The following is a 26083-nucleotide window of genomic DNA, read 5'->3' on the forward strand; positions in this document are numbered from 1 at the left end:
GGCCTTAGCGGCTCAGGGTCACCGCTCAGCTAGCTTCATCGGCGGATCGGCGGATCTTGGAGAAATCAGGATCGCGCTTCTCGACAAAGGCTGCGCGGCCTTCGGCAGCGTCGGGCCCGGTCAGATCGAGGGTGGCCGACAGCCATTCGAGTTCGAGGAATCTTTCCAGCGGTACATCGAGCGCGCCGCGGATCATGCCTTTGGTCAAGCGCAGTGCCTCTGCAGGGCCGCGGGCGAGGGTTGCGGCGAGGTCGGTGGCGACGGTCAGCGCTGCGCCAGGCTCGGCGAGTTGACTGACCAGACCCGCGCCCGCGGCCTGCGGCGCGGTGAGCCGTTCGCCGCTCAACAGCAGCGCCGCGGCCCGGTGCCGGCCCAGCGCACGGGTTAAGAACCAGGCGGCTCCGCAGTCGGGCACTAGGCCGCGCGCCACGAACGGGGCCGCGAACACGGCGTCGCGGGCCGCTACAACCAGGTCGCAGGCTAATGCGAGGCTCCAGCCAGCACCCACCGCGGGCCCCTCGACAGCGGCAAGCACTGGTTTGGGCAACTTGAGCAGCGTGTCGAGCACGCGCTGTCCGACCAGCAACCGCGCCGCGGGCGCGCCGAGCCCCGCTCCGCGGGCCGGGGAGGTCTTGACGTCGCCGCCGGCGGAGAATGTCCCGCCGGCGCCGGTGAGTACCACCGCGCGACAGTTGTCGTCGGCGGCCACCTCATCGATTGCCTCACCCAGCTGGTGCCAGGTTTGCCAACCGAGGGAGTTGCGCGCACCCGGCCGGTTGAGGGTGAGAACCGCGACACCGGGTCGCGGCCGGTCGAACAGCACCTCGGGTTCACTCACTTGCTCGTCCTCCCCGCCGCGGCCAGCCTGCCGTGTGGTGCGGATGGCACAAGACGTTCGTCGCCGCGTAGCAGTGCGGCGAGCGCTGAACGTGCCCCGACCACAGTATCGGCGCCCCGACCGGCAACCGCGGCGCGATACCAGAGGTGCAGCCGCTGATCCCAGGTGAACCCCATACCCCCATGACACTGGATGGCGGCCTCGGCGGCCGCGAGGTAGGCCGCCGAGGCCCACAGGCGGCTGGCCCGAACGTCGCACATCGCGCCGGGCGCGCCCGCGGCGACGTTCCAGGCCGCCTGGTAGACGAGTGAACGGGCTCCCTCCACGCCGCTGGCGGCGTCGGCGAGCCGATGCCGGATCGCCTGGAACGCCCCGATCGGCCGCCCGAACTGCGTTCTCGTAGTGCAGTAGTCCACACTGCGCGCGATCACCTCGGCGCCGCCACCGACCGCCTCCGCATCGAGAAACAGGCTGTACAGCGTCGCGCAGCGCTCCTCAAGCGCCGACAGGCCAGGGTCGGTGTACAGCGCTTCGGCCTCCAGGCGGGTCCGGCGCAGGCGGACATCTGCGACGGGCCGACGCAAGTCCACGCCGGCTGACACGCCGACTTCGACTCCCGCCTGGTCACAGCCCACGAGCGCGAGCCCTGGTACGCCGTCCAGGTCGACCGGCACCACCACCGCCTGAGCGTCGCCGGCGGCGGGAACCCGCGCCAGCACTCCGCTGACCCGAATCCGGTTCGCTTCACGCACGGCGCACAGACGCCGGTGCCGCCACTGCGGCACCCCGTCGCGCCCGGATATGTCCGGAACCGGGGGCGCCGCGGTGATGACGCTGCCGGTGTGCAGTCGTTCGAGCAGCCCGCTCATGCCGGCGGCCTTCGCCAGCGGCATCAGGTAGCCGGCAACCACGTCCACCGGTCCGGGCACGGGGACCGCGCCGAACGCTTCGGCCACGTGCACGCCGCCGACCCAGTCCGCCGGCGCCCCGGTTTCTCCGGTTGCCGCGCCGAAGTGCTCCAACCATCCGGCCGACACCAGCTCCCGCCACGCCGTTGCCCGGTTGTCCCGGGCGGGCTCCCGGATCAAGTCGGGCATCCGCGCCTCGAGAAACTCCCGCAGCGCGGCCCGCAGCATTGCCAGTTCGTCATCGATCCGGTAGTCCATTCCACCCTCTTTCACCGGCGGTCGCTCGGCAGGCCGAGCGCCTTCGCGATCAGGTTGCGCTGGATCTCGCTTGTGCCGCCATAGATCGTTTCGGCGCGGGCAAACAACAACGAGCGGGTCCATTCCGACCACCCGGCACCGGCCGCAGCCACTTCTGGTCCGGCCGCCTCCAGCAGGGTGGCCAGTTGCTTCTGGTGGCTTTCGCTCCACAGAACCTTCGCGATCGGTGCGAGCATCCCTGGCTCGGCTGCATCAGCATCGAGCGCGAATACCCGGCGTACTGTGCTGTCCACCACGCGGGTGCGCACGAACGCGTCGACCAGGGCGTTCTCGGCGCACGCGTCGCGATGGACATCGTCCAGCGCGCTCAGCATCCGCGTCAGTTCACGCGACAGTTGCAGTGACCGCTGGGCCAAGGCGCTGGAGCGTTCCCGAGCCAAGGCGTAGGTGGCGACCGGCCACCCGTCGCCGATCCCGCCGACCACGTCGGCCGCATCGACGACCACGTCATCGAAGAACACCTCGCAGAACTCGCTGGTGCCCGTTAGATTGCGCAGCGGCCTGACGGTGATGCCGGGGCGGTCCATGTGCACCACGACCAACGTCGGGCCGGGCGAGTCGGCAACCTTGACCAGTAGGTAGCACCGCTGCGCGAACAGTGCGTAGGATGTCCACACCTTCTGGCCTGATACGAGCAAGTGGTCTGCCTTGGCAACCGCCCGGGTGGACACCGCCGCCAGGTCGCTGCCGGCCTGGGGTTCGGAGAACCCCTGACACCAGATGTCGTCGTGGCACAGCATCGGGCGCAGATACCGTCTTCGCTGCTCGTCGGTGCCGAATCGCATCAGCGCGGGGGCGAAGATGCCCATGCCGTTGGTGTTCATCGGCTCCGGCGCGCCGGTTTCGACCAGCGTTTCGACGAACGCGAGCTGTGCGTCTACCCCTAGTCCTTGGCCGCCGTACTCCGTGGGCCAATGTGGGGCAAGCCATCCCGCCTCGAACAGGCGCCGGCCCCACTCCCGGCGCATCGCGACGTAGGACTCGTCGTCGCCCGTTCCGACCGGGATGTCACGCCACCGTGGCGGCAGGTTCGCTTCAACCCAGTCTTTGAGCCCGGCTCGGTAGTGCTCGGCGCTTGCGCTCAGCCCCAAATTCACGACTCAGCACCGCCGCTGGCTGGTGCGCACGCCGGTGACCTCTGCGGCGATCATGTTGCGCAGGATCTCGGTGGTGCCCCCGCCGATGCCCATTCCGCGCACGTCGCGGAAGTACCGTTCCATCGGGTAGCGGGTGAGATATCCCTTGTGCCCCAGCAGCTGGATCGCCTCGTTGCACACCCGCACCGCGGCCTCGTTGGCGTACAGCTTGGCCATCGCGGTCTCGCGGATACCCGGGAAACCGGCGACATCGGTGCGCGCGGCGCGCCATAGCAGCAACCGCGCGGCATCCAGCTCGGTTGCCATGTCGGCGATCTTCCACTGGATGCCCTGGAACTCCAGGATCGGGCGGCCGAACTGCTCACGCTCCTTGGCGTATTCGACGGCGTCCTCCAGGGCGGCGCGCGCGACCCCGATCGACATCGCGGCGTTGCCGCACCGCTCGGGATTGAACTGGCGAATCAAAAACGAGGCGCCCTCTTTGGAACCGGGACGCGGTTCGAGGATCACCTGATCGCGGCGCACGGGGGCGTCGGTGAACCGCAGCACCCCCTCGGCCACGCCGCGACCGCCCATCTTCTCCTCGGTTTCGATCGGCGCCAGGCCTTCGACGTCGGCGTCCACCAGCACCGCGCCTATCCCGTCGGGACCGTTGGTCTCGGGCGCGCGACAGAACACCAGAAAGGTGTGCGCCTGCAGCGCGCCGGTGATGTGGCACTTGGCGCCGGTGAGCCGAAAGTCGTCGCCATCGGGGGCTAGTGTCGTGGCCAGCGCGGTGCCGTCCGATCCGGCCTGCGGCTCGGTCATCGCGACGGCGAACCGCCGAGTGCCGTCGACCACCTCGGGCAGGTACTGCTGGCGCTGCTGTTCGCTACCCATCCGGGCGATCACCCGCGGGGGTCCGTTGAGCTGCATCTGGATGGTCAGCGCGCTGGCCATGCAGCCCACCGCCAGCTCCTCGAGGACTAGACAGGCCTCGAACACCCCGAGGCCGCGACCGCCGTACTCGGTCGGCACGGTGAGCCCGGTGAAGCCGTTCTCGCGCAGGATCTGGTAGGAGCGCTCCGGGAATTCCTGGCGGCGGTCCCACTCAGCGGCGTGCGGGCGAAGCTCAGTGCCGGCGATGAGGTGGGCGCGTTCGACGAGTTCCTGTTGCGCGTCGGTGAGCTGGTCGAGCGCCGGGGTGGTCATTGGCACGTCCTTTCGTTCGCGGGAGCCGCGGCGTCAGCGTTGGGGCGCCAGATGAGCGCGATTTCCCAGCTACGAACCGCCATCGACCATCATAAAGTATAACTATTATCAGATAAACACAACATTTTGAAGTAGCGCCCGTGCCGCGGAGCCCGCGAACGCTACGGCTGGCGCGGCTCTACCCAACGTGACGCGGAGTCGCCGACGCGGTCGACCGAGCTGTCTGCGTGACCGCGTTGACCCAGCCGGCGCTGAGGGGCGAGATCGGGCGGTGCCAAGGTTTCGGCCATAAGCAGCACCTGTTGACTGCTGGTGTTGCCATCGCCCGCGAGCTGGCCGCTGGTCCCGGGTCAGTTGCTGTCGTGAACTGACTACGACACGATCGCCGAATGGCATCCAGCCCGGTCGGCGGCAAGACAGTCGAACCGGATCTGCAGTAGGGCTGTGAACCGCACCGGATTCGGCGATGCCGGTGTCTGTTCGCCCTGGAACAAGCATCGTTCGCGCCGAAATCCTTGCGCTGCGGCGATAACTCCGTCACCGTCGTCCGGGCAGCGACTGCCTCACACGGCGAGGCCGATCAAGCGACAGCCGCGCAGGGTTTCACCTGCCAGCTGACAACCTGTCAGCTGACAATCGGTGTCGGCGTATCAATTGCCGTTGGCCGACTCATCCCGAGCCCGCATGGCGTGCGGTGGCGACCGCCGCCTGACCCTCCTGTGCGCCAGACAGGTCGGCGATCTCCGCCCATCTGGCTGCGAGGTGATCATCGGACGGTGGGGACGGGAAGTCCACGCCGCGCGATTCGACGATCCGTACGCGGCTGAAATGGCGACCGTGAACCCGCACGATCTCGGCCGTCAGATCGCATTCCTCGGCGCATAACCAACCGACGGCGGCCGATACCCAGGCTGGGTCGAGGTCGCTGGCATCGTCGAGCAGGCCGACGGTCATCCGGGTCAGCGCGACCGGGGCGACGGCATTGACCCGAATGCCATGGCGGGCACCCTCCAGTGCGAGTGTATGCATCAGTCCGACCACACCAAGCTTTGCGGCCGCGTAGTTGGCTTGTCCGAAGTTGCCGAACAGGCCGGCGCCGGAAGAGGTTACGACGACCCTGCCGTAGCGTTGCTCGCGCAAATGGGGCCAAGCCGCGCGGGTCACAAACGCGGTTCCATCCAGGTGCACCTGGCGGACGGCCTCCCACTGCTGCACAGTCATCTTGTGAAACGTCGCGTCTCGCAGGATGCCCGCGTTGTTGACTACGATGTCTAGCCGGCCGAAGGCCTCGAGCGCGGATTTGACCGCCTCCTTCGCGCCGGTCTCGGAAGCGATGTCGTGGTCATCGGGCACGGCGACACCGCCGGCGGCCCGGATCTCCGCCACGACGTCCTGCGCCGCCGCAGCGTTCGCGCCACCCCCCTCTTTTCTCACCCCAAGGTCATTCGCGACGACCAGCGCGCCCCCCGCCGCCAGGCGTAGAGCATGGCTGCGACCGAGGCCGCGGCCCGCCCCAGTGACGATCGCCACCCGTCCGTCTACTCCTGGCATGAGCCCCGCCCTTCGCCCTTGATCCGTGTCTTGAGGTGCGTTCCGCTTCGCGGCCCACTCGACCCCCAGCCACTACCCAGCGATTGCTACGTCGCGGGCCGGATTCGCAAGACTCAACGAAATAACTATGGATAATCATTACACTATGTACACGGATTGCACGCAAGCTGCCGGACGCCAGTTCATCGGGACTGCACCGCCCGTTAGCTGCTTTCCATGGCGGAAGGAGAGCGCCGATGACCGCGGTGGATCTGCAGAAGAATCTTGTGACACGCGTCAACGTCGGGGACATGCTCACCCGCACCGCGTGGCGGCGCCCCGAGCACGAAGCCGTGGTCGACGGCGAGCGCCGGCTCACCTATCGTGCGTTGAACGCCGCGGTGAATCGGCTGGCCAACGCGCTGGCGACCGCGGGCTACCAGCGGGGTGACGCGCTCGCTCTGGCCTGCGGCAACAGCATCGAGTTCCTTCTCACCTATTACGCGTGCGCCAAGACCGGAGTGGTGTGTGTCCCGATCAACCTCGCTTGGGGCGCGTCTGAGACGGCCTACGTGCTTGAGCATTCCCACACCAAAGGGGTGGTTGTGGAGAGCCAACTGGCCGAACTCGTCGGGGCGGCGTTAGACCGCCTCGAACAACGCAAGGTGACCGATGTGATCGTCGCACCTGGCACCGGCACACAATGGGAATCCGCCGGTTCGCATTGGTGGCGGGCGATGAGCGAGTTCGTCGGCGACGCCTCCGACGCCGAACCGGAATGCTTCGTCGATGACCGCGACGCGATCAGCTACCTCTACACCAGCGGAACGACGTCGGCGCCAAAGGGGGTGGTGAGCAGTCATCTCGCGGTCTACATCGAGTCACTCACGGCCCCCCTGGTGTTGCGGTTCAGCGAGCAGGACCGGTCAGCGGTGATGATGCCGCTGTTTCATACCGCCCAGCTCAACGGGTTCACCACGGGGCTGATGTACGTCGGCGGCACCGCGGTGTTGATGCGTGCGTTCGACCCTGGCGCGCTGATGGCGACCATCGAGGCGGAACGGGTTACCCAGATCTTCGGGCTGCCGATGATGTACCGGGCGATGATGGACCACCCCGACATCGCCAAGCGTGACTTGTCGAGCCTGCGTCTGGCGTTGTATGCGATGGCGCCGATGCCCGACACCGACCTACGCATCGCCATGGAGGTATTCGGCTGTCAGTTCGCGCTCGGTTTTGGCCAGACCGAGATGAACCCGCTGACGACCGTCTTTCCGCCTGAGTATCAGCTCTCGCATGCGGGCTCCGTCGGCCTGCCGGTTCCCAATGTTCAGGTGGGGATCATGGACGACGCCGGCAATCTGCTCCCTCCTGGTGAGGCTGGCGAGATCGTCTATCGCGGCCCGCACGCAATGGAGGGTTACCTGCGCAACCCAGAGGCCACCGCCGAGGCGTTCGCGCACGGTTGGTTTCATTCCGGCGACATCGGACGCTTCGATGCCGACGGACTGCTGTGGTTCGCCGACCGCAAGAAGGACGTGATCAAGACCGGCGGTGAGAACGTGGCCTCCATCGAGGTCGAAAAGGCGCTCTACGACGGGGAGCCCCGAATCCAGGAGGTGGTCGTGGTCGGATTGCCGCACCAGCGATGGACCGAGGCGATCGTGGCGATCGTCACCCCCAAACCGGGTGCCGAGCTCACCGAGGATGACGTGCTGGCTGCGGCGCGCCGCCGGTTGTCGGGGTTCAAGGTCCCGAAGGCGGTGATCTTCACCGACAAGATGCCCCGCACCGCGACGGGCAAAGTGCAAAAGAATGTGCTACGCGACCAGCACCAAGGATATTTCCAGACCTAACCGTCAATCGCTTGCCTTGGGACGCGTCGGAGACAACGCTGGCGGCGGACGCTCCCATATGGTGGCTTGCGCCCGGATGTTAATGGCCGATAACGTGTGATCGTGGGCTGAATGCTCCGCGCCGCATCGCCGGGCCGATCGGTCGGTCGGTCGGTCGGCAGACTGTGCAGTCGACGCCGACGGGTTGCGGCTGCAACGTCGTTCACCGGGTCGTTGGACCGCCGGTAATGCTCAGTTGACAGGAAAGGTGTGTTGGGATGGAGCTTTGCGAAAGTGACGAGCGACGGGATTTGCGGGCGGCGGTGGCGGCGATTGCGCGTTCGTATGGCCATGAGTACTACCTGAGCAAGTCGTTGGCGGGGGAGAAGTCCACAGAGCTGTGGCGGGAGATCGGCAAGCAGGGGTTTTTGGGAGTGAACATTGCCGAGGAGTACGGCGGTGGGGGTGGGGGTATCTACGAGCTGCACGCGGTGGGTGAGGAGTTGGCCGCGGCGGGTTGTCCGCTGTTGATGACGGTGGTATCACCGGCGATCTGCGGCACGATAATTCAGGCGTTTGGCAGCGAGGAACAAAAGCAGCGGTGGCTGCCCGGGATCGCCAGTGGTGACATGATCATGGCGTTTGCGATCACCGAACCGGATGCGGGTTCTAATTCGCACAACATCGCCACGACCGCGACGCGTGACGGCGACGAGTGGGTGCTGCGCGGCACCAAGTACTACATTTCCGGGGTCGATGAGGCCCAGGCGGTCCTGGTGGTGACCCGGACCGGCACCGACGAGCGGGGTCGGGGGCAGCTGTCGCTGGTGGTGGTGCCCACCGACGCTGCCGGGCTCCAGAAGACACTCATCCCGGTGCAGGCAGTCACCCCCGAGAAGCAATTCACGCTGTTTTTCGACGACGTGCGGGTGCCCGCCGAAAACCTGGTCGGGGAGCAGGACGAGGGGCTGCGACAGGTGTTTATGGGGCTGAACCCGGAGCGGATCATGGGCGCGGCGTTGAGCACCGGGATCGGCCGCTACGCGCTGGACAAGGCGTGCGCTTACGCCAGGGAACGCCAGGTCTGGAATACCCCGATCGGCGCGCATCAGGGCGTGGCGCATCCGCTGGCGCATGCCAAGATTCAGGTCGAACTGGCGCGGCTGATGACCCAGCGGGCGGCCGAGTTGCATGACGCCGGGAATTCTGGTGCGGGAGAGGCCGCCAACATGGCGAAGTACGCCGCGGCGGAGGCGGGGATCCTGGCGTTGGATCAGGCGATCCAGACACACGGGGGCAATGGGATGGCCACCGAATACGGGTTGGCAACGCTGTGGGGGCCGGCGCGGCTGATGCGCACCGCGCCGATCAGCCGGGAGATGATCCTCAATTTCGTCGCCCAGCACAGCCTGGGCCTACCCAAGTCCTACTGACGTCGGGGGCGATTCCTGGTGAGCGCATCGGCGACGGCCGCTTTGATGACGTTCGACGGGTTCTTGTACGGGCTGGCGACGTATTGGTATCTGAACGATTGCGAGGTTGTCATGAGTTCGCGTGCCCTTGCCGGCCGTCCCGCCATCGCGGCGGTCGAGGAACTGCGCCCAGGGCGATATCCCGACGAGGACGGGGCGGGCATGCCGGAATTGGTGCTGCGCCGGTTCTTGGAAGGCGCTCAGGTTGGGCCCGACGACGTCGATGGTCTGCTGGTGTGCCCGGCGGGCATGGCCGCGGGGCATGGCGCTGATATCTTCGTCCATGAGCGGCTCAACGACGCCCTGGGGATTCGTCCACGGTTCTGCGAGACGATCAACGCGGGCGGCGCGACCTACACGATCATGCTCTCGCGTGCAGCGCTGGCGATCGGCGCGGGCCTTGCGGACTCGGTGCTGTGCGTCGGGGCGGGCAAGTTTCCCAAGGTGGGCGCGGGCGGCGCAGACGCCATGGCACGCATGATCAGCCACCCCGACTTCGAGTATCCCTATGGCAGCTTCATTCCGGCGCTTTACGCGCTGGCGGCCACCCGGCACATGGCCGAACGTGGTACATCGCGGGACGCCCTGGCGGCGGTTGCGGTTTGCAGCCGCGACTGGGCGCTGCGACACCCCGACGCCCTGATGCGTGACGCCGGCCCGCTCACCATCGAGATGGTGCTGGATTCACGCCCGATCGCGTGGCCGTTCAACCTGCTGGACTGCTCGGTGCCCTGCGAGGGAGGCGCGGCGTTCCTGGTCACGAGCGGTGAGCGGGCTCGCGAACTCACCGAACAGCCCGCATATCTGCTCGGCTTTGGGGAGTTCCACGACCACGGCAACATCAGCCACGCAAGCGACTTCGCCACGATGGGCGCCGGCGTTTCGGCGCGCGCCGCATTCGACATGGCGGGCGTGTCTCCGTCCGATGTGGACCTCGCCGAACTCTACGACGCGTTCACCATCAACCCGATCTTGCTGGTGGAGGAGACCGGCCTGGTCGAGCCGGGCAAAGGAGGCCACTTCTTCCTGGACGGTCGCGGCGCCCCGGGCGGCGATCTGCCGATCAACACCTACGGTGGGTTGCTGTCGTTCGGGCACACCGGCGACGCTTCGGGCATGTCGATGCTCGTCGAGGGGGCACGTCAAGTGATGGGCCAAGCCGAAGGCCGCCAAGTGGACGCCGAGATCGCGCTGGTTCACACCTACGGCGGCGTGATGGCCGACCACTCGACGGTCCTGCTGGGAAGGACACCATGACAACCCCACCGGTTCCCGCGCTGACCGCGAGCACGGCGGTCTACTGGCAGGAAGCGGCCGCGGGCCGGTTCGTGCTGCCACGATGCCGCGCCTGCGGCCGGTTTCACCACCATCCTCGCCGATGGTGTCCGTATTGCTGGGGAACCGATCTGACGTGGGAACAACCCTCGGGGCGAGGGACGGTGCTCACCTACACCGTGGTCTACCAGCCCCCGTCGCCGGCCTTCGCGGTGCCCTACGTGCTGGCCGTCATCGAATTGTCGGAAGGCCCGCGAATGATGGCCAACGTGGTCGACTGTTCGCCGGAGGACGTTGAGGTCGGCACACCGGTCGAGGTCACGTTCGAACCGCGGGGCGAACTCGCGATTCCGCAGTTCCGCCCGATCGGGTCCGCACGCTGATGGGCGTTAATTACGCCGACGCGCTCAGCTACGTGGTCACCGGGCCGGCCGAAGAAGCGGCCGTCTGGGTGGGCCGCGAAGTAACCAGTCGGTCGCCGTTCGCGGTCAACGAAGCCCAAATCGCCTACTTCTGTGCCCTGATAGAGGATGCTGACGAGAATTACTGGGATACTGAGGCCGCGACGACGAGATACGGGGCTCGGATCTCGCCGCCGGGCATGCTCATGGTGTGGGCGTTCCCGCTGCCGTGGAACCCGCGGCGCAAGCCCGAACACGCGCCGGTGCTCGCGCTGGAGGTGCCGCTGCCGGGTACCACGCTGATCAACGTCTCGACAGACAGCCGGTTTTTCGCCCCGATGCGGGTCGGGGACCGGCTCATCTCCACCGAGCGGGTGGAATCGATCTCGGCAGAGAAACGAACCGCACTGGGTGTCGGGCACTTCGTGACCACGCGCAGTGAATGCCGCAACCAGAATGGCACCCTGGTGGCGACCAACGACAACGTGCTGTTCCGCTACGTTGTTGGGGCGGGCGGAACCCCTCAACGACGACCGGGCCCGGCCGAACAACCCCGCGCTGAGCCCGTCGAGGTGTTGCCTGAGGTGACGATGCCGGTCACCGTCACGCGGTGCGTACTAAACGCGGCCGCCACCCGCGACTTCTTCCGTGGTCACCACGACCAGGCCTACGCCAAAGAGCAGGGTGCCCGCGATGTCTACCTGAACACGATGTTCTTCCACGGGTTGGTGGACCGGATCGGCAAGGCGTGGGCCGGCCCGCAGGCATGGCTTGCTCGTCGGCAGTTGCAGATGATGGCCCCGGTGTGCGCTGGCGATACGCTGCGGACCGACGGGCGGGTGCTGGCAGTGAACCAACGCGACACCGCGCGGACAGCCACCGTCGCCGTCGACTGTCACACCGAACACGGACTTTCCGCGCGGTCCCTACTCACTTTCAACCTCGACGGTCTCCGTGCGCGGCGCCTACTGTCTGATCAAGGAGAGACTCGATGAGCAGCTATGACCAGTACCAGCACCTCACGTTCGACCGCCCCAGCGAGGGCGTTCTGCAAGTCACCATCAATCGGCCCGACCGGCTCAATGCCGCCAACAAGCGGTTGCACTGGGAGTTGGGCAAGGTGTGGCTCGACGTCGGCACTGACTCGCAAACTCGGGTCGCCGTTGTCACGGGCGCTGGCAAGGCTTTTTGCGCGGGGGGTGACCTCGACATGGTGCTCGATCAGGCAAACGACTTCTCGCAGATCGTCGAGACAATGGCCGAGGCACGCGACATCGTCTACAACATCGCGAATTGCGACAAACCAATCATCTCGGCGATCAATGGGGTGGCCGTCGGTGCGGGACTGGCGGTAGCTTTGATGGCTGACGTTTCGGTGATAGCCGAGGACGCGCAGCTGACTGACGGCCATCTACGACTCGGGGTTGGCGCCGGCGACCATGCCGCAATCGTCTGGCCCATTCTGTGTGGCCTTGCCAAGGCCAAGTATTATTTGCTGACCGCAGATTTCATTGACGGGAAAGAGGCCGAGCGAATCGGCTTGGTCAGCCTGTGCCGTCCGCCCGAGGAAGTCCTGCCCACCGCCCTTGAAGTGGCTCAAAAGCTGGCTGGTGGCCCGCAGCACGCCGTTAGGTGGACCAAACGGGCGTTGAACCACTGGGTGCGAAACGCGGGTCCGATTTTCGAGGCTTCACTGGCGCTTGAGATGCTGAATTTCTTCGACGTAGATGTGATTGAGGGCGCGTCCGCCATCAAAGATCGCCGCCCTCCGCGGTTTCCTTCCGCAGCTAACCACGAACGTGACGAGGGCTAGGGCCGAGCGCTGAAAAAAACGGTAGCGAAATGTCTGCTGCGCTCGGGCATGAACTGCGGTCCCTGAACGGTGCGCGAACAGCAATCGATGTGTGACTTCAATGCGGTCCCAGGTCAACGCATGCTGATATGGGGCATGTCGCCTGCGATGATCACTAACCGGCTGTTCGAGATTGATTGCCACCAGAAAAGGCGGCTGAACCCTCAGTCGGAGGGCGCGGGCGGCGCCGTGGTCGAAGTAGACGGGATCGGCCTGTCCGGTAACTTTGGCGCAGAAAGCGGAGCCTGCCGGCGTCGATCGTCATGGTCATCTCGGGCAACGCTTCTTTCGTAATACCGCCTCACTACCGGGGCATGTCAACGTGTTTTCTCGTAGAGCGTGACGACCGCGGCCCCGCCGAGACCGATGTTGTGTTGCAGCGCGAGGTTGACGTCCTCCACCTGCCGCTCTGCGGCCTGGCCTCGGAGCTGCCACACCAGCTCGGCACACTGGGCGAGGCCCGTTGCCCCCAGAGGATGCCCTTTGGAGAGCAGCCCGCCGGAGGGGTTGGTCACGACCTGGCCGCCGTAGGTGTTGTCGTCGTCGGTGATGAATCTTTCCGCGGTGCCCTCTGGGGTGAGCCCGAGCGCCTCATAGGTCAGCAGTTCATTGGTGGTGAAGCAGTCGTGCAATTCGACGACCCGGATGTCGATGGGGTCGACCCCGGCTTGTTCGTAGACCTGCCGTGCCGCCGACTGCGCCATGTCATAGCCCACCAGCTTGGCCATGTCGGCGTCGGCGAAGCTGGTGTCGGTGTCGGTGGTCAACGCCTGCGCGGCGATAGCGACCGTGGTGTCGAGGCCGCGGCGGCGGGCGAACTCCTCGCTGCACAGCACCGCGGCCGCCGCTCCGCAGGTGGGCGGGCAACACTGCAACCGGGTCAATGGGCCATAGATATGCGGGGAGGCCAGCACCTCTTCCACTGTCAGGGGATCACGGAACACCGCGTAGGGGTTATTGGCCGCGTGTCGGCGCGCCTTCACCGCGATCTTGGCGAAGGTCTCCGGACGGATTCCGAACCGGTCGGCGTACTGGGCGCCCGCGCCGCCGAACCACAGTGCCGGCATGGGTACCCCGTCGGGGCAGTCTTGCGCTCCGCTGGCGGCCTCGGCGAACCGCGCGAAGGGTGTCGGCCGATCATCCCAGTGCGACTTCAGCGCGCCACGTTGCATCTGCTCGAACCCGAACGCGAGGACGCAGTCTGCAGCACCACCGGCCACCGCCTGGCGAGCTAGCCACAACGCCGAGGAGCCCGTGGCGCAGTTGTTGTTCACGTTGACCACCGGCACGCCCGTCATCCCGACTCGATACAGCGCATTCTGTCCACACGTCGAATCGCCGTAGACATAACCGGCATAGGCCTGCTGCACGTCGGCGAGATCCACACCGGCATCGGCCAGCGCGGCTTTGACAGCGCCTTCTGCCATCACGTCGTAGGGATCACTGTTGCTCGGGGTGGCGAACGGCACCATTCCCACCCCGACCACAAAGCTCCGCCCTGTCATCCGCTCCTCCAGTCGCAAATCGACCCGATGATGTTACTAACCTTTCACTATCCGGTGGCGACTGTCCGGTCTCGCCGGCTCGCACGCGTACACCAACCGTACGGACCGGGAAGTGGCGTTGCGACAGGATCGCAGCCAGGCCGCCCTCCCCATTCTATCCTCATGATGATCCATATGTATAGCTCGGCCCCCATTCTCCCGCAGCTTACTCGCAGCAAACTCAACAGGATCCCTGGCCGCCAGTTTCCTGGGAAGACCGCGGCGCTCGCCGCTCAGGCGCGCCACCTAGAAGCGACCCATAGGCGATGCAGTGGTATCGGCGGCTTCATGGTTTTCGGCTCGCCCACCGAGCGGAATTGCGGATGTCGTCACGTCGTATGTGCTGCCCTCCTCCTAATCCGTCTCTGCACCACGGACACGCTGTTGCTTCTCCTGAGTCCGGTTGGCGCGGGCTGCGCAACTCGGCTCCGGTCTAGTTCGCCGGGACCGAACCGGTGGAAGGCGCCGGTGGCGGGCAGGTGCGCGCAAGCCGAAAGGCTGGCCAGCGGTATCTCATGCAACACAGCATGGGCGGGCAATCTCTGGCAACGATGCAAAGGGGGGTGACGGCAATCACAACGTCCTCTATAGTATCGCCAATGCTTACCAGAAATCGGTGTGCCGGGGACGTGCGAAAGAACGGAGGTGGTCTGATGACGGTGCTGGCTGTGACGCGCACACCTGAGCTACTGGTCATTCACGCAACGCTCAGCGGCCCAGCCGGCCGTCAGCGGCGGTCGGAGGGCGTGGTCAGCGGGAACCCGTCGTGATGGCGTCGCGCGTTCTATTGACCCCGATGCGCGGTGTCGGCGACTTCTTTGCGATGTCGCTAGACACGTTTGTGCAGATGTTCCGCCCGCCGTTCGCGTGGCGTGAGTACCTGAGTCAAACCTGGTTTGTGGCGCGGGTGTCGATGCTGCCGGCACTGATGTTGACGCTGCCGTACTCGGTGCTGTTGGTGTTCATCTTCAGCATTCTGCTGACCGAGTTCGGAGCGGCGGATTTCTCCGGCACCGGCGCCGCGATCGGGACAGTGAACCAGATCGGCCCGATCGTGACGGTTCTGGTGGTGTCCGGCGCGGGCGCCACCGCGATGTGTGCGGATCTGGGTGCGCGGACGATTCGCGAGGAGGTCGACGCGCTGCGGGTGATGGGCATCAACCCGATCCAAGCGCTGGTGGTTCCTCGGGTGCTCGCCGCCACCACGGTGTCGTTGGCCCTGGCCTCCACGGTGATCTTGGTGGGCCTGACTGGGGCGTTTTTCTTCGTCGTCAGCATCCAGCACGTCTCACCGGGTGCGTTCGTCGCGGGGCTAACGGTGCTCACCGGCGCCGCCGATGTTGTCGTCTCGTTGACCAAGGCGATGCTGTTCGGGCTGGCGGCCGGGCTTATCGCGTGCTACAAGGGCATTTCGGTGGGCGGCGGCCCGGCCGGTGTGGGCAATGCGGTGAACGAAACCGTGGTGTTCACCTTTATGGTGCTGTTCGCCATCAACGTCATCGTCACTGCCGTCGGCATCCAGTTCACGGTGCAGTAAGGGCGATCCATGAGCAGCAGTGTCGTCTCGAGTTTGCACCCGGGGCTTCGGCGCGCCCTCGAGTCGCTGATCGCCGGGTGGAACAGCATCGGCGCACAGACACGGTTCTACGTCACGACCCTGAGTTCCATCCCGGACGCCGTTGTCCACTGCAGGACCGAACTGCTGCGGCTCATCGCCCAGATGGGTTTGGGCTCTGGGGCATTGGCCGTGGTGGGGGGCACGGTCGCGATCGTTGGCTTCTTGACGATGACCACTGGCGCGTTGGTCGCGGTGCAGGGCTACAACCAGTTTGCGTCCGTCGGGGTGGAGGCGTTGACGGGGTTTGCCTCGGCCTTCTTCAACGTCCGGCTCATCGTGCCGGGCACCACCGCGGTGGCGCTTTCGGCCACCATTGGCGCCGGCGCCACCGCTCAGATCGGAGCGATGCGCATCAACGAGGAGATCGACGCGCTCGAGGTGCTCGGTGTTCGCACCGTCGCCTATCTGGCCTCCACCCGGGTATTGGCCGGTGTCATCGTGGTGATTCCGCTGTACTGCGTGGCGGTGATGATGGCGTTTCTCGCCGCGCGCACCGGCACCACGGCGATTTATGGGCAGGGCTCGGGCGTGTACGACCACTACTTCAACACATTCCTCAATCCCACCGACCTGATCTGGTCGTTCTTTCAAGCGGTCGCGATGACGGTGGTGATCCTTCTGGTGCACACCTACTACGGGTACACCGCAACCGGCGGTCCCGCCGGTGTCGGGGAGGCCGTGGGGCGTGCGGTGCGCACCTCCATGGTGGTCGCGGCGGTGGAAATCGTATTCGTCTCGCTGGCTATCTACGGCCAGTCCGGCAATTTCAACCTGGCGGGGTGACCGGGGATGAATCCCAGGCCGGGTGAGAACCGGTTCCACTCCGCGTGGTGGACGCTGATTCTGTTTGTGGCGATCGCCGCGTTTGTCTTCGTGACTTCGAGCACCTTTGCCGGCACCTTCAGGTCCTTTGTGCCGGTGACGCTGACGTCTGATCGCGCGGGTGTGGTGATGGAGACCGGCGCGAAAGTGAAGATGCGCGGTGTTCAGGTCGGCCGCGTCGCCCAGATCACCGCTGGCAAGAACTCCGTGAGCCTCACGTTGGAGATTGAGCCGGATCAAATCCGGTACATCCCCGCCAACGTCGAGGCGCAGATCAACGCCACCACGGCGTTCGGCGCCAAGTTCGTCGAGCTGATCCCGCCGGAGCACCCGAGTGTCCAGCGGCTTGCCGCCGGCGCGGTGCTGCGCTCGATCAACGTCGCCACGGAGATCAACACCGTGTTCGAGAACATCGTCGATTTGATCGGGGTTATCGACCCGGCCAAGTTGAACGCCGTGCTGACCGCGGTGGCAGAGGCCGTGCGCGGACAAGGCGAACGCATCGGTGAGGCCACCACCGACCTCAACCAGGTGTTGCTGGCGCTCAACGCCCGCAGCGACACCCTCCGCCAAGACTGGCGCTCGTTCAAGAGCTTCAACGACACCTACAGCAGTGCCGCAGAGGACATCGTGGCGGTTCTGAATGCGGCCAGCACCACCAGCACGACCATCGTGGATCACGCAGAAGCGCTGGACGCGTTGCTGCTCAACGTCACCGGCATGTCCACCGCCGGGATCAACCTGCTCGGTGCGAGCAAAGACAATCTCGTCCGGTCGGTGGAGGTTCTCCAGCCGACGACGGACCTGCTGCTGCAGTACAGTCCCAGTTACGCCTGTGCGCTGCAGGGCGCGACGTGGTACCTCAACAACGGCGGCTACACGGCGTGGGCGGGTGCCGACGGGCGGTCGGCCCAGTTCGATGCGGCGCTCATGTTCGGTAACGACCCGTTTCTCTATCCGGACAATCTGCCCATCGTCGCCGCCAAGGGCGGCCCCGGCGGAAAGCCGGGATGCGGCTCGATGCCCGACCCGACCAAGAACTGGCCGGTGCGACAGTTGATCACCAACGTCGGCTGGGGGACAGGCCTGGACTGGCGGCCCAACCCCGGCATCGGACACCCCTGCTGGGTCGACTTCTTCCCGGTCACCCGCGCCGTCCCGGAACCCCCGAGCATCCGGCCCTGCCTGCCCGGGCCGGCGCCCGGCCCGGTTCCCTACCCGGGGGCGCCGCCCTACGGGGCGCCGCTGTACGGACCGGGCGGAACACCCCTGTGGCCCGGGGTGCCACCCCCGCCGCCGCCACCACCGACACCAGGCACGGCCCCGACCGCGGCCATACCGGCTCCCGTGCCGCCGCCCGGGTGACCCGACCGTGAACGACAGGGAACAGGAGAGAGTGTGAGCAAACAGCTGAAGGGCACCATTTGGCGCCTGGCCGTCTTCCTGTCGGTTTGTGCCCTCGGCACGTTCGCCCTGCTGGCGGTCTTCGCGGAATTCCGGTTCGACGTGGGCAAGACCTACTTCGCCCAGTTCAGCAACGTGTCCAATATGAGAAAGGGCAGCCTCGTCCGCATCGCCGGGGTGGAGGTCGGCAAGGTGCGCAGCATCTCGGTGAACCGGGACTCCACCGTACGAGTCGAATTCTCCGCCGAGAACTCGGTCGTCCTGACCGAGGGAAGCCGCGCGGTGATCAGGTACGACAACCTGTTCGGCGACCGCTACCTAGCACTTGAGGAAGGCGCCGGGGGGGTCAAGACATTGCAGCCCGGTGACATGATTCCGCTGGCCCGCACCGAACCCGCGCTGGACCTCGATGCGGTGATCGGCGGCTTCCGGCCGCTGTTTCGCGCGCTGGACCCAGATCAGGTCAACGCCCTCACCGGCCAGCTGATCCAAGCGTTTCAGGGCGAAGGCTCCGCGATCGGATCATTTCTGAACCAGGCCGCGGTATTGACCAACACACTGGCGGACCGCGATCAGCTGTTCGGGCAGGTCATCACCAACCTCAACGTGGTGCTGGGGTCACTGGGTGACCAGTCAGACCAGCTCGACAAGGCGGTCACCTCGCTGTCGGGCCTGATCGACGGGCTGGCCGGCCGCAAGAAGGACATCGCTAACGCAGTGGCCCACACCAACGCGGCCGCCGGTTCGGTGGCCGATCTGCTCACGCAGGTCAGGGAGCCGTTCCAGAAAGTTGTGCACGAGACCGACCGCGCCGCTGGGATCGTGGTCGCCGATCACGACTACTTCGACAACCTCCTAAATACGCTGCCAGACAAGTACAAGGCGCTGGCGCGGCAAGGGATTTACGGCGACTTCTTCAGCTTCTACCTGTGCGACTTGATCCTGAAGCTCAACGGAAAGGGCGGGCAGCCGGTGTATGTCAAGGTGGCCGGACAAAGCACGGGGCGGTGTGCGCCGAAATGAAATCCTTCTCCGAACGCAATACCCCGCTGATCGGGGCCATCGGCGTCGCAGCCGTCGCGGCCATCGTCCTTGCCGCGCTCAACTTCCAGAAACTCCCCTTCCTGAACCAGGCCAACGAGTATTCGGCCTATTTCGCCGACGCCGGCGGGCTGCACACCGGTGCCTCGGTCGATGTCTCCGGTTTTCCCGCGGGAAAAGTGTCCAGCATGGAACTCGACGGGGCACGCGTGCTCGTCACGTTCAGCGTCGACAGGAAGATCTTTCTGGGCGATCGCACCGAGGCGGCGATAAAGACCAAGAGCCTGCTGGGCAGCAAGGTGCTCGACGTCATATCCCGCGGGGACGGCGAGCTCACCACCACCATCCCGATCGAGCGGACGGTGTCGCCCTACCAGCTGCCCGACGCCCTCGGCGACCTGGCCACCACGATCAGCGGGCTGAACACCGACCAGCTGTCGGACTCGCTGGCCACCCTGGCGCAGACTTTTTCCGGCACCGCACCAGAGCTGAGGAACGCGGTGCAAGGGGTTGCCCGGTTCTCCCAGACACTCAACGAACGCGACGCGCAACTGCGCAACCTGCTCGCCAACGCCAGAAAAGCCACAACGGTACTGGCCCAGCGCACCGATCAGATCGTCACCCTGGTCAAGAGCACCAATGCCCTGTTGGTTGAGCTCCGAACCCAAAGCAGCGCAATCGATCAGATCTGGAACAACATCTCGGCGGTCGCCCAGCAACTGAAGGGGTTCATCGCCGAGAACCGGCAGCAACTGCGGCCGGCGCTGGAGAAGCTCAACGGGGTGCTGGCCATCGTGGATAACCGCAAAGAGCGCATCCAGGATGCGATCAAGCGGCTCAACGCCTACGCGCTTTCGCTGGGCGAAGCCGTCTCATCGGGGCCGTTCTTCAAGGCATACCTGGCGAACCTGCTCCCGGGCCAGTTCGTGCAGCCCTTCGTCGACGCTGCGTTCTCCGATCTCGGGCTCGACCCGGCCACCGTGCTGCCCTCCGAGCGTATCGACCCCCCCACCGGCCAGCCCGCAACCCCGGCGCTGCCGGTGCCCTACCCGCGGACCGGGCAGGGCGGCGAACCCAGATTGACGCTGCCCGACGCGATCACGGGCAAGCCGGGTGATCCGCGCTATCCGTACCGGGAGCCCCCGCCGGCCCCGCCGCCAGGTGGACCCCCGCCCGGACCGCCCGCACCGCCGCCGCCCGGCGTGCAAAACACACCCGAGCCGACACCCTCCCCGGTCTACGTGCCAGCACCGGGTGAGGTGCCCGCACAACCCGGAGGACAGCCATGACCAGGGCGCGTCTCATCCGCGCAGCCGCCGCGACCGTCCTCGTGGCGGTGCTCGTCAGCGGGCTATTCGTCGCCCTCGGCCGCACCGGCGCGGCGGCCAAGACCACGGTGGTCGCCTTCTTCCAGAACAGCAACGGCCTGTTCGCCGGCGACGATGTGCGGATCCTGGGTGTGCCCGTCGGGCGCGTCGCCACGATCGAACCGCAGCCGCAGCGGGTCAAGGTCACCTTCTGGATCGACCGCAAATATTCGGTTCCCGCCGACGCCAAGGCGGTCATCCTGTCGCCTCAACTGGTGACCGGGCGCGCCATCCAGCTGACCCCCGCCTACACCGGCGGACCCGTGATGCGCGACGGCGCGGTGATCCCGCAGGACCGCACCGCGGTCCCGGTCGAGTGGGACGACTTCCGGGCGCAGGTTGAGCGGCTGACCGAACTGCTGCGGCCCACCCAGCCCGGAGGCGTCAGCACGCTGGGCGCGTTCATCAACACCGCGGCCGCCAACCTGCGCGGCCAAGGTGCGAACATCCGCGACACCGTCGTCAAACTGTCGCAGGCGTTGTCGGCCCTCGGCGACCACAGCGACGACATCTTCTCCACCCTGAAAAACCTGGCGACGCTGGTGTCGGCGTTGCACGACAGCAGTGGCCTGCTCGGACAGCTCAATGAGAACCTGGCCGCCGTCACAGGGTTGTTGGCCGACGATCCGGACAAGGTCGGTCGGGCGGCCGGGATGCTCAACGACGTGGTCGCCGATGTGCAGAGTTTCGTTGCGGAGAATCGCGATGCGCTGGGCACCACCTCGGACAAGTTGGCCTCGGTCACCACGGCGATGGTCGACAGCCTCGACGACATCAAACAAACCCTGCACATCCTGCCCTCGACGCTGCAGAACTTCATCTTCATCTACGAACCGGCCGGCGGTACGATGACCGGCGCCATCGCGGTCAACAACTTCGCCGACCCGATCAGTTTCCTGTGCGGCGCGATCCAAGCGGCCTCCCGTCTCGGCGCCGAACAGGCGGCGAAACTGTGCGTGCAGTACCTCGCACCGATCGTGAAGAACCGCCAGTACAACTTCCCGCCACTGGGCGAAAACCTCATCGTCGGGGCATCGGCACGGCCCAACGAGGTCACCTACAGCGAGGACTGGATGCGACCCGACTACGTGCCGCCCCCCGTCGAGGCGGCCGCGCCCCACCCGCCCGAGCCTGCGCCGCTGGCCGCCGAGGCTGCTGCGCCGGATGCCGCCGCGCCGCCCACGCCGGTCACCACCAACCCATCCGATGGCCTCCCCGGCCTCATGGTCCCCCCCGGAGGCGGCTCATGACAGCGCGACAATCCTCCCGCGTCGCGGTGAAACTGCTCATCATCCTCACGCTGGCCGGGCTGCCCGGCTGCGGCTGGCGCGGGCTGAACTCGCTTGCACTGCCCGGCACCGAGGGCGCCGGGCCGGGTTCCTTCGTCGTGCAGGCGCAGATGCCCGAGGTCAGCAATATCCAACCGAACTCCCGCGTGCAGGTCGGTGACGTGACCGTCGGCACCGTGACGAGAATCGAGCGTCAAGGCTGGCATGCCCTGGTGAGCATGCGGCTCAACGGCGACGTCGACCTGCCCGCCAACGCGACCGCCAAGCTCGGCCAAACCAGCCTGCTGGGTTCGCTGCACGTCGAGCTCGCCCCGCCAGCGGACGCGCCACCGGACGGCAAACTGCGTGACGGATCGCTGATCCCGTTGGCGCGCGGGGGAGCCTACCCGACCACCGAACAGACCCTGGCCGCGATCTCCATGCTGCTCAACGGCGGCGGACTGGGCCAAGTCCAGGACATCACCCGGGCGTTTTCCACCGCGTTCCGGGGGCGTGAACACGACCTGCGCAGCATGATCGAGCAACTCGACAAATTCGCCACCCTCACCAATGACCAGACCGGTGACATCATCGCGGCCACGGACAGCCTCAACACCCTGGTCGGCAAGTTCGCCGACAACAAACCCGTTCTCGACACCGCGCTGCGCAAAATCCCCGATGCGCTGGCCGAGCTCAACAGCGAGCGGGACAACCTCATCGAGGCCGCCGATCAGCTCGGCAAGTTCAGCGCACTGACCGTCGACACGGTCAACCAGACCAAAGAAAATCTGGTCAAGGAACTCAAGGACATCGGGCCGGTGTTGGAAGCGCTGGCCAACGCCGGCCCCAGCCTGACACGTGCGCTCAGCCTCTACACGACCTATCCGTTCCCCAACGAAACCGTCGAGAAGTGGATGCGCGGCGACTACGGCAACCTCAGCCTGATCGTTGACCTCACGCTCAGCCGCATCGACTCTGCGCTCTTCACCGGTACGCGCTGGGAGGGCAACCTCACCGAGCTGGAGCTGCAATGGGGCCGCACCATCGGGCAACTCCCGAGCCCCTACACCCAATCCAACCCGCTGATCATTCCGTACCGCTGGGACCAGGGACGCTAAATGTATTTGCACAAACGCGTGAAGGTTCAGCTGGCCATCTTGACGGTGCTTGCCGTCGTCGTGATCTCGTTGATGACGCTGCACGTCATGAAGCTGCCGGCCAAGCTCTTCGGTGTCGGCCGGTACACGGTGACGATGGAATTGCCGCAGACCGGCGGGCTGTATGCGACCGGCAACGTCACCTACCGCGGCACCGAAGTGGGGCGGGTGCAGTCGGTGCACCTCACCGACACCGGTGTGGCCGCGGTGCTGTCGCTCAAATCCGGCATCGACATCCCCTCCGACGTCAAAGCTGAGGTACACAGCCAGTCGGCGATCGGTGAACAATATGTCGACCTGCTGCCCCGCAGTGACACCGCACCGCCGCTAAAGAACGGCGACGTCATCCCGCTGCGGGACGCCTCCGTGCCACCTGACATCAACAAGCTGCTCACCGCCGTCAACACCGGCTTGCGGGCGATACCGCGGGATAACCTCAACACCGCCGTAGACGAGGCATACACCGCCGTCGGCGGGCTGGGCCCAGAACTGGCCCGGCTGGTCAGGGCCTCCACCCGGCTGTCGATCGACGCCCGCGCCAACCTCGACTCACTGACGTCGCTGATCGACCAGTCCCAGCCGGTGCTCGACTCGCAGACCGATACCTCCGATGCGATCCAGGCATGGGCGGCCAACCTGGCCACGGTCACCGCCGAACTGCAAACCCATGACAACGCGGTGGCCGGAATCATCGACCACGGCGGCCCCGCCGCCGGCGAGGTGCGACAACTCTTCGAGCGGTTCCAGCCGACCTTGCCGATCCTGCTGGCCAACCTGGTCAGCGTCGGCCAGGTCGCCCTCACCTACCGAAACGACCTCGAACAACTCCTCGTGCTGCTGCCGCAAGCCGCAGCGATCCGCGGCGGAAGTGTCGTCGCCAACGCCAACACCAAGCAGGACTACCGTGGCGAGTGGATCAGCTTCAACCTCAACATCAACCTCCCACCGGCCTGCACCACCGGATTCCTACCCACCCAGCAACGGCGTCCACCGTCCTTCGAGGACAGCCCGGAGCGTCCCGCCGGCGACGTGTACTGCCGGGTGCCCCAAGATTCACCGTTCAACGTCCGCGGAGCGCGCAACATCCCCTGCGAGACCGTCCCCGGCAAACGCGCACCCACGGTGCGAATGTGCGAAAGCGACGAGCAGTATGTGCCGCTCAACGACGGCTTCAACTGGAAGGGCGACCCCAACGCCACCCTGTCCGGGCAGGACATCCCCCAGGGAGCTCCCGGATCACCGCCGACCGGAGCGCCGCCTCCCGCTGCCGTGAGCCCACCCCCACCACCGGTAGCGGCCGCCCAGTACGACCCCGCCACGGGCACCTACATCGGACCCGATGGCCAGCAATACACCCAATCCGACCTCGCGCAGACCGGCCCGAAGGAGAAGACGTGGCAGACGATGCTGACACCACCGGGCAGCTGAGAACCGCCGGCCGCACCTCGACGCTCATGCCGGATGAACGCGCCGCGTCCGCGCCGATCGGTGCTGAACCGACGCATGGCGGCGATGCCGGCACCGCCGAAGACGCCAGCAGCGGACCCGACGGCAAGGACACACACACCGCACCCCCGGGCGAGCCGAGGACGACCCGCTCGCCGCTGCGGGCCGCGATGCTGGTAGGGGTGGCCGTCGTCATCGCGCTGGCGACGCTGGCGGGATGGCTGGGATTTCGTCTCCACCACCTGCACGAGGCGCAGACCGAGCGAAATGCGTATGTGCAGGTGGGCAGGCAGGCGGCGCTGAACCTGACGACGATCGATTGGCAGAACGCCGACGCCGATGTGCGCCGCATCATCGACGGGGCAACCGGGCAGTTCTACGACGACTTCACGAAGCGATCACAGCCGTTCATCGCCGTGGTCAAACAGACCAAATCGACCACCATCGGCACGGTCACCGAGGCCGCGCTGGAGTCGAAGACCGCGGGCACCGCCCAGGTGCTCGTCGCCGTGACCGTCAAGACGACGAATGCCGCTGTGCCCGACCAACGGCCACGGGCCTGGCGGATGCGCATCTTCGTGCAGCAAGTCGGCGATCAGCCCAAGGTGTCTAACGTGGAGTTCGTGCCGTGAGGTGGCCGAAATCGCGTCGTACCGGCGATCCCACCGACACCGACTCGGCCCAGGAAACACCCACCGCGACCGAGGACGACTGCGAGCACACGCCGGCTACGATGAAACGAAGCATCCGCTGGTCACGTGTGCTCGCCTACGGGATGCTGCCCGGCCTCGCGCTGCTGCTGGCCGCGGCCGCCGGCGGGCTGAAATGGCAGGTCGGTTCCCTGCGTGAGGCCCAGCTTGCCAGCGTCGAGTCCGTGCGGGCCGCCACCGACGGAACAATCACGATGCTGTCCTACAAGCCCGACACCGCCGAGAAGGATCTGACCGCCGCCCAAAACCGACTGACAGGACAATTCAAGGATTCCTATGCCTCGCTAACACATGACGTGGTGATCCCCGGGGCGAAGCAAAAACAGATCTCCGCGGTCGCCAACGTTCCGGCCGCGGCGTCGGTGTCGGCCACCGCGAACCACGCGGTCGTCCTTGTTTTTGTCAACCAGACCGTCATCGTCGGCACGGACGCACCCACCAGCACCACCTCATGCGTGCGAGTGACGCTGGACAAACACGATGGCCGATGGCTCATTTCCCAATTCGAGCCGATTTGACAACATGATCGGGGTTCGATTCACAGCGCCGCGCAACATTCAGACCGTATGCATGGCGATGTGCTGGGCGGCAGGGCTCGGTGTGGCAACTGCGCAGGCACCTCACGCTCATGCCGACCCGGTGGCCTATCTGGTCAACGTGACCGTGCGGCCCGGCTACGGCTTTCCGAACGCCGACGCGGCCTTAGGCTACGGTTACGGCATTTGCGACAAGCTGTCCGGCGGCGAAGGCTACGGGCAGCTTATCGGCGATCTGCAGGCTGATTTCCACACCGCCGACGACTATCAGGCCTCCTATCTGATCACCCAGTCGGTCAACGAACTCTGCCCGGCGTTGATCTGGCGCCTGAGGAACTCGGCTGCACACGACTGGCCGCCGCCTAGAGATGACGGCTGACGTCGAGGAGATGAACATGCGGCATTTGCTGTTGACCGTGCCGGCCGTGGTGGTCGTCGCCGTCGGTGCTGTGG

Annotated in this window: 23 protein-coding genes; 17 read left to right on the forward strand and 6 right to left on the reverse strand. The window is 66.1% G+C overall.

The window, feature by feature from the left end:
* Window positions 1-25 precede the first annotated feature (25 nt).
* From ACNQR1_RS08320 to ACNQR1_RS08340, 5 genes are all read right to left on the reverse strand, one after another.
* Window positions 26-838, reverse strand: coding sequence for an enoyl-CoA hydratase/isomerase family protein (locus ACNQR1_RS08320; RefSeq protein WP_047040635.1), 813 nt, complete (start codon window positions 836-838; stop codon window positions 26-28).
* Window positions 835-2004, reverse strand: coding sequence for an acyl-CoA dehydrogenase family protein (locus tag ACNQR1_RS08325; RefSeq protein ID WP_052773271.1), 1170 nt, complete (start codon window positions 2002-2004; stop codon window positions 835-837). The genes ACNQR1_RS08320 and ACNQR1_RS08325 overlap by 4 nt, the downstream gene beginning before the upstream one ends.
* 11 nt (window positions 2005-2015) lie before the next feature.
* Entirely contained in the window at window positions 2016-3161 is a 1146-nt protein-coding gene (locus ACNQR1_RS08330; protein WP_052773272.1) for an acyl-CoA dehydrogenase family protein, read from the reverse strand.
* A 3-nt stretch (window positions 3162-3164) separates the two neighbouring features.
* A complete protein-coding gene (locus ACNQR1_RS08335) occupies window positions 3165-4352 on the reverse strand; it encodes an acyl-CoA dehydrogenase family protein (protein WP_047040638.1) in 1188 nt (395 codons plus the stop codon).
* Window positions 4353-5021: 669 nt separating this feature from the next.
* On the reverse strand, window positions 5022-5903 hold the full coding sequence (locus ACNQR1_RS08340; RefSeq protein ID WP_047040641.1) for an SDR family NAD(P)-dependent oxidoreductase: 882 nt from the start codon (window positions 5901-5903) through the stop codon (window positions 5022-5024).
* A 236-nt stretch (window positions 5904-6139) separates the two neighbouring features.
* Here ACNQR1_RS08340 and ACNQR1_RS08345 point away from each other — a divergent pair, with 236 nt between their 5' ends.
* The 6 genes from ACNQR1_RS08345 to ACNQR1_RS08370 all read left to right on the forward strand — a co-directional run bounded on the left by ACNQR1_RS08345 (window position 6140) and on the right by ACNQR1_RS08370 (window position 12678).
* Window positions 6140-7738, forward strand: a complete 1599-nt coding sequence (locus ACNQR1_RS08345) for a long-chain-fatty-acid--CoA ligase (RefSeq protein WP_047040644.1) — start codon at window positions 6140-6142, stop codon at window positions 7736-7738.
* Between the two features lie 257 nt (window positions 7739-7995).
* Window positions 7996-9150 carry an acyl-CoA dehydrogenase family protein gene (locus ACNQR1_RS08350; RefSeq protein ID WP_047040646.1) on the forward strand — a complete coding sequence of 385 codons (1155 nt, stop codon included), beginning with the start codon at window positions 7996-7998 and terminating at the stop codon, window positions 9148-9150.
* 18 nt (window positions 9151-9168) lie between these two features.
* Window positions 9169-10446: a thiolase family protein gene (locus ACNQR1_RS08355; RefSeq protein WP_232530500.1), complete on the forward strand. Its 1278-nt coding sequence runs from the start codon at window positions 9169-9171 to the stop codon at window positions 10444-10446.
* A complete protein-coding gene (locus ACNQR1_RS08360) occupies window positions 10443-10847 on the forward strand; it encodes a Zn-ribbon domain-containing OB-fold protein (RefSeq protein ID WP_047040647.1) in 405 nt (134 codons plus the stop codon). The genes ACNQR1_RS08355 and ACNQR1_RS08360 overlap by 4 nt, the downstream gene beginning before the upstream one ends.
* On the forward strand, window positions 10847-11860 hold the full coding sequence (locus ACNQR1_RS08365) for an FAS1-like dehydratase domain-containing protein (RefSeq protein WP_052773273.1): 1014 nt from the start codon (window positions 10847-10849) through the stop codon (window positions 11858-11860). Before ACNQR1_RS08360 ends, ACNQR1_RS08365 begins: the two co-directional genes overlap by 1 nt.
* Window positions 11857-12678 (forward strand): enoyl-CoA hydratase/isomerase family protein, encoded by an 822-nt coding sequence (locus ACNQR1_RS08370; protein ID WP_047040650.1) that lies wholly within the window; start codon window positions 11857-11859, stop codon window positions 12676-12678. Before ACNQR1_RS08365 ends, ACNQR1_RS08370 begins: the two co-directional genes overlap by 4 nt.
* A gap of 356 nt (window positions 12679-13034) precedes the next feature.
* Here ACNQR1_RS08370 and ACNQR1_RS08375 read toward each other — a convergent pair whose 3' ends face one another.
* Complete coding sequence (locus tag ACNQR1_RS08375) at window positions 13035-14222, reverse strand: lipid-transfer protein (RefSeq protein WP_047040653.1); 1188 nt, start codon at window positions 14220-14222, stop codon at window positions 13035-13037.
* A gap of 808 nt (window positions 14223-15030) precedes the next feature.
* Between ACNQR1_RS08375 and ACNQR1_RS08380 the strand changes: the two genes are divergently transcribed.
* From ACNQR1_RS08380 to ACNQR1_RS08430, 11 genes are read left to right on the forward strand one after another with little or no spacing between them, the layout of a single operon-like run.
* Window positions 15031-15798, forward strand: a complete 768-nt coding sequence (locus tag ACNQR1_RS08380) for an MlaE family ABC transporter permease (protein WP_176470772.1) — start codon at window positions 15031-15033, stop codon at window positions 15796-15798.
* Window positions 15799-15807: 9 nt separating this feature from the next.
* Complete coding sequence (locus ACNQR1_RS08385; protein ID WP_082131860.1) at window positions 15808-16662, forward strand: ABC transporter permease; 855 nt, start codon at window positions 15808-15810, stop codon at window positions 16660-16662.
* Between the two features lie 6 nt (window positions 16663-16668).
* Window positions 16669-18066, forward strand: coding sequence for an MCE family protein (locus ACNQR1_RS08390; protein WP_047040657.1), 1398 nt, complete (start codon window positions 16669-16671; stop codon window positions 18064-18066).
* A gap of 33 nt (window positions 18067-18099) precedes the next feature.
* A complete protein-coding gene (locus ACNQR1_RS08395; protein ID WP_047040659.1) occupies window positions 18100-19128 on the forward strand; it encodes a virulence factor Mce family protein in 1029 nt (342 codons plus the stop codon).
* Window positions 19125-20435 carry an MCE family protein gene (locus ACNQR1_RS08400; protein ID WP_047328217.1) on the forward strand — a complete coding sequence of 437 codons (1311 nt, stop codon included), beginning with the start codon at window positions 19125-19127 and terminating at the stop codon, window positions 20433-20435. Before ACNQR1_RS08395 ends, ACNQR1_RS08400 begins: the two co-directional genes overlap by 4 nt.
* Window positions 20432-21763 (forward strand): virulence factor Mce family protein, encoded by a 1332-nt coding sequence (locus tag ACNQR1_RS08405; RefSeq protein WP_047040154.1) that lies wholly within the window; start codon window positions 20432-20434, stop codon window positions 21761-21763. Before ACNQR1_RS08400 ends, ACNQR1_RS08405 begins: the two co-directional genes overlap by 4 nt.
* Complete coding sequence (locus ACNQR1_RS08410) at window positions 21760-22899, forward strand: virulence factor Mce family protein (RefSeq protein ID WP_047040152.1); 1140 nt, start codon at window positions 21760-21762, stop codon at window positions 22897-22899. Before ACNQR1_RS08405 ends, ACNQR1_RS08410 begins: the two co-directional genes overlap by 4 nt.
* Entirely contained in the window at window positions 22900-24366 is a 1467-nt protein-coding gene (locus ACNQR1_RS08415) for an MCE family protein (protein ID WP_047040150.1), read from the forward strand.
* Window positions 24333-25016 (forward strand): hypothetical protein, encoded by a 684-nt coding sequence (locus tag ACNQR1_RS08420; RefSeq protein ID WP_047040148.1) that lies wholly within the window; start codon window positions 24333-24335, stop codon window positions 25014-25016. Before ACNQR1_RS08415 ends, ACNQR1_RS08420 begins: the two co-directional genes overlap by 34 nt.
* On the forward strand, window positions 25013-25612 hold the full coding sequence (locus tag ACNQR1_RS08425) for a hypothetical protein (protein ID WP_232530501.1): 600 nt from the start codon (window positions 25013-25015) through the stop codon (window positions 25610-25612). The genes ACNQR1_RS08420 and ACNQR1_RS08425 overlap by 4 nt, the downstream gene beginning before the upstream one ends.
* Window positions 25613-25664: 52 nt before the next feature.
* Entirely contained in the window at window positions 25665-26009 is a 345-nt protein-coding gene (locus ACNQR1_RS08430; RefSeq protein ID WP_047040178.1) for a DUF732 domain-containing protein, read from the forward strand.
* Window positions 26010-26083: the final 74 nt, after the last annotated feature.

It is taken from the genome of Mycobacterium sp. 48b (assembly GCF_048282725.1).
Classification (GTDB): Bacteria; Actinomycetota; Actinomycetes; order Mycobacteriales; family Mycobacteriaceae; genus Mycobacterium.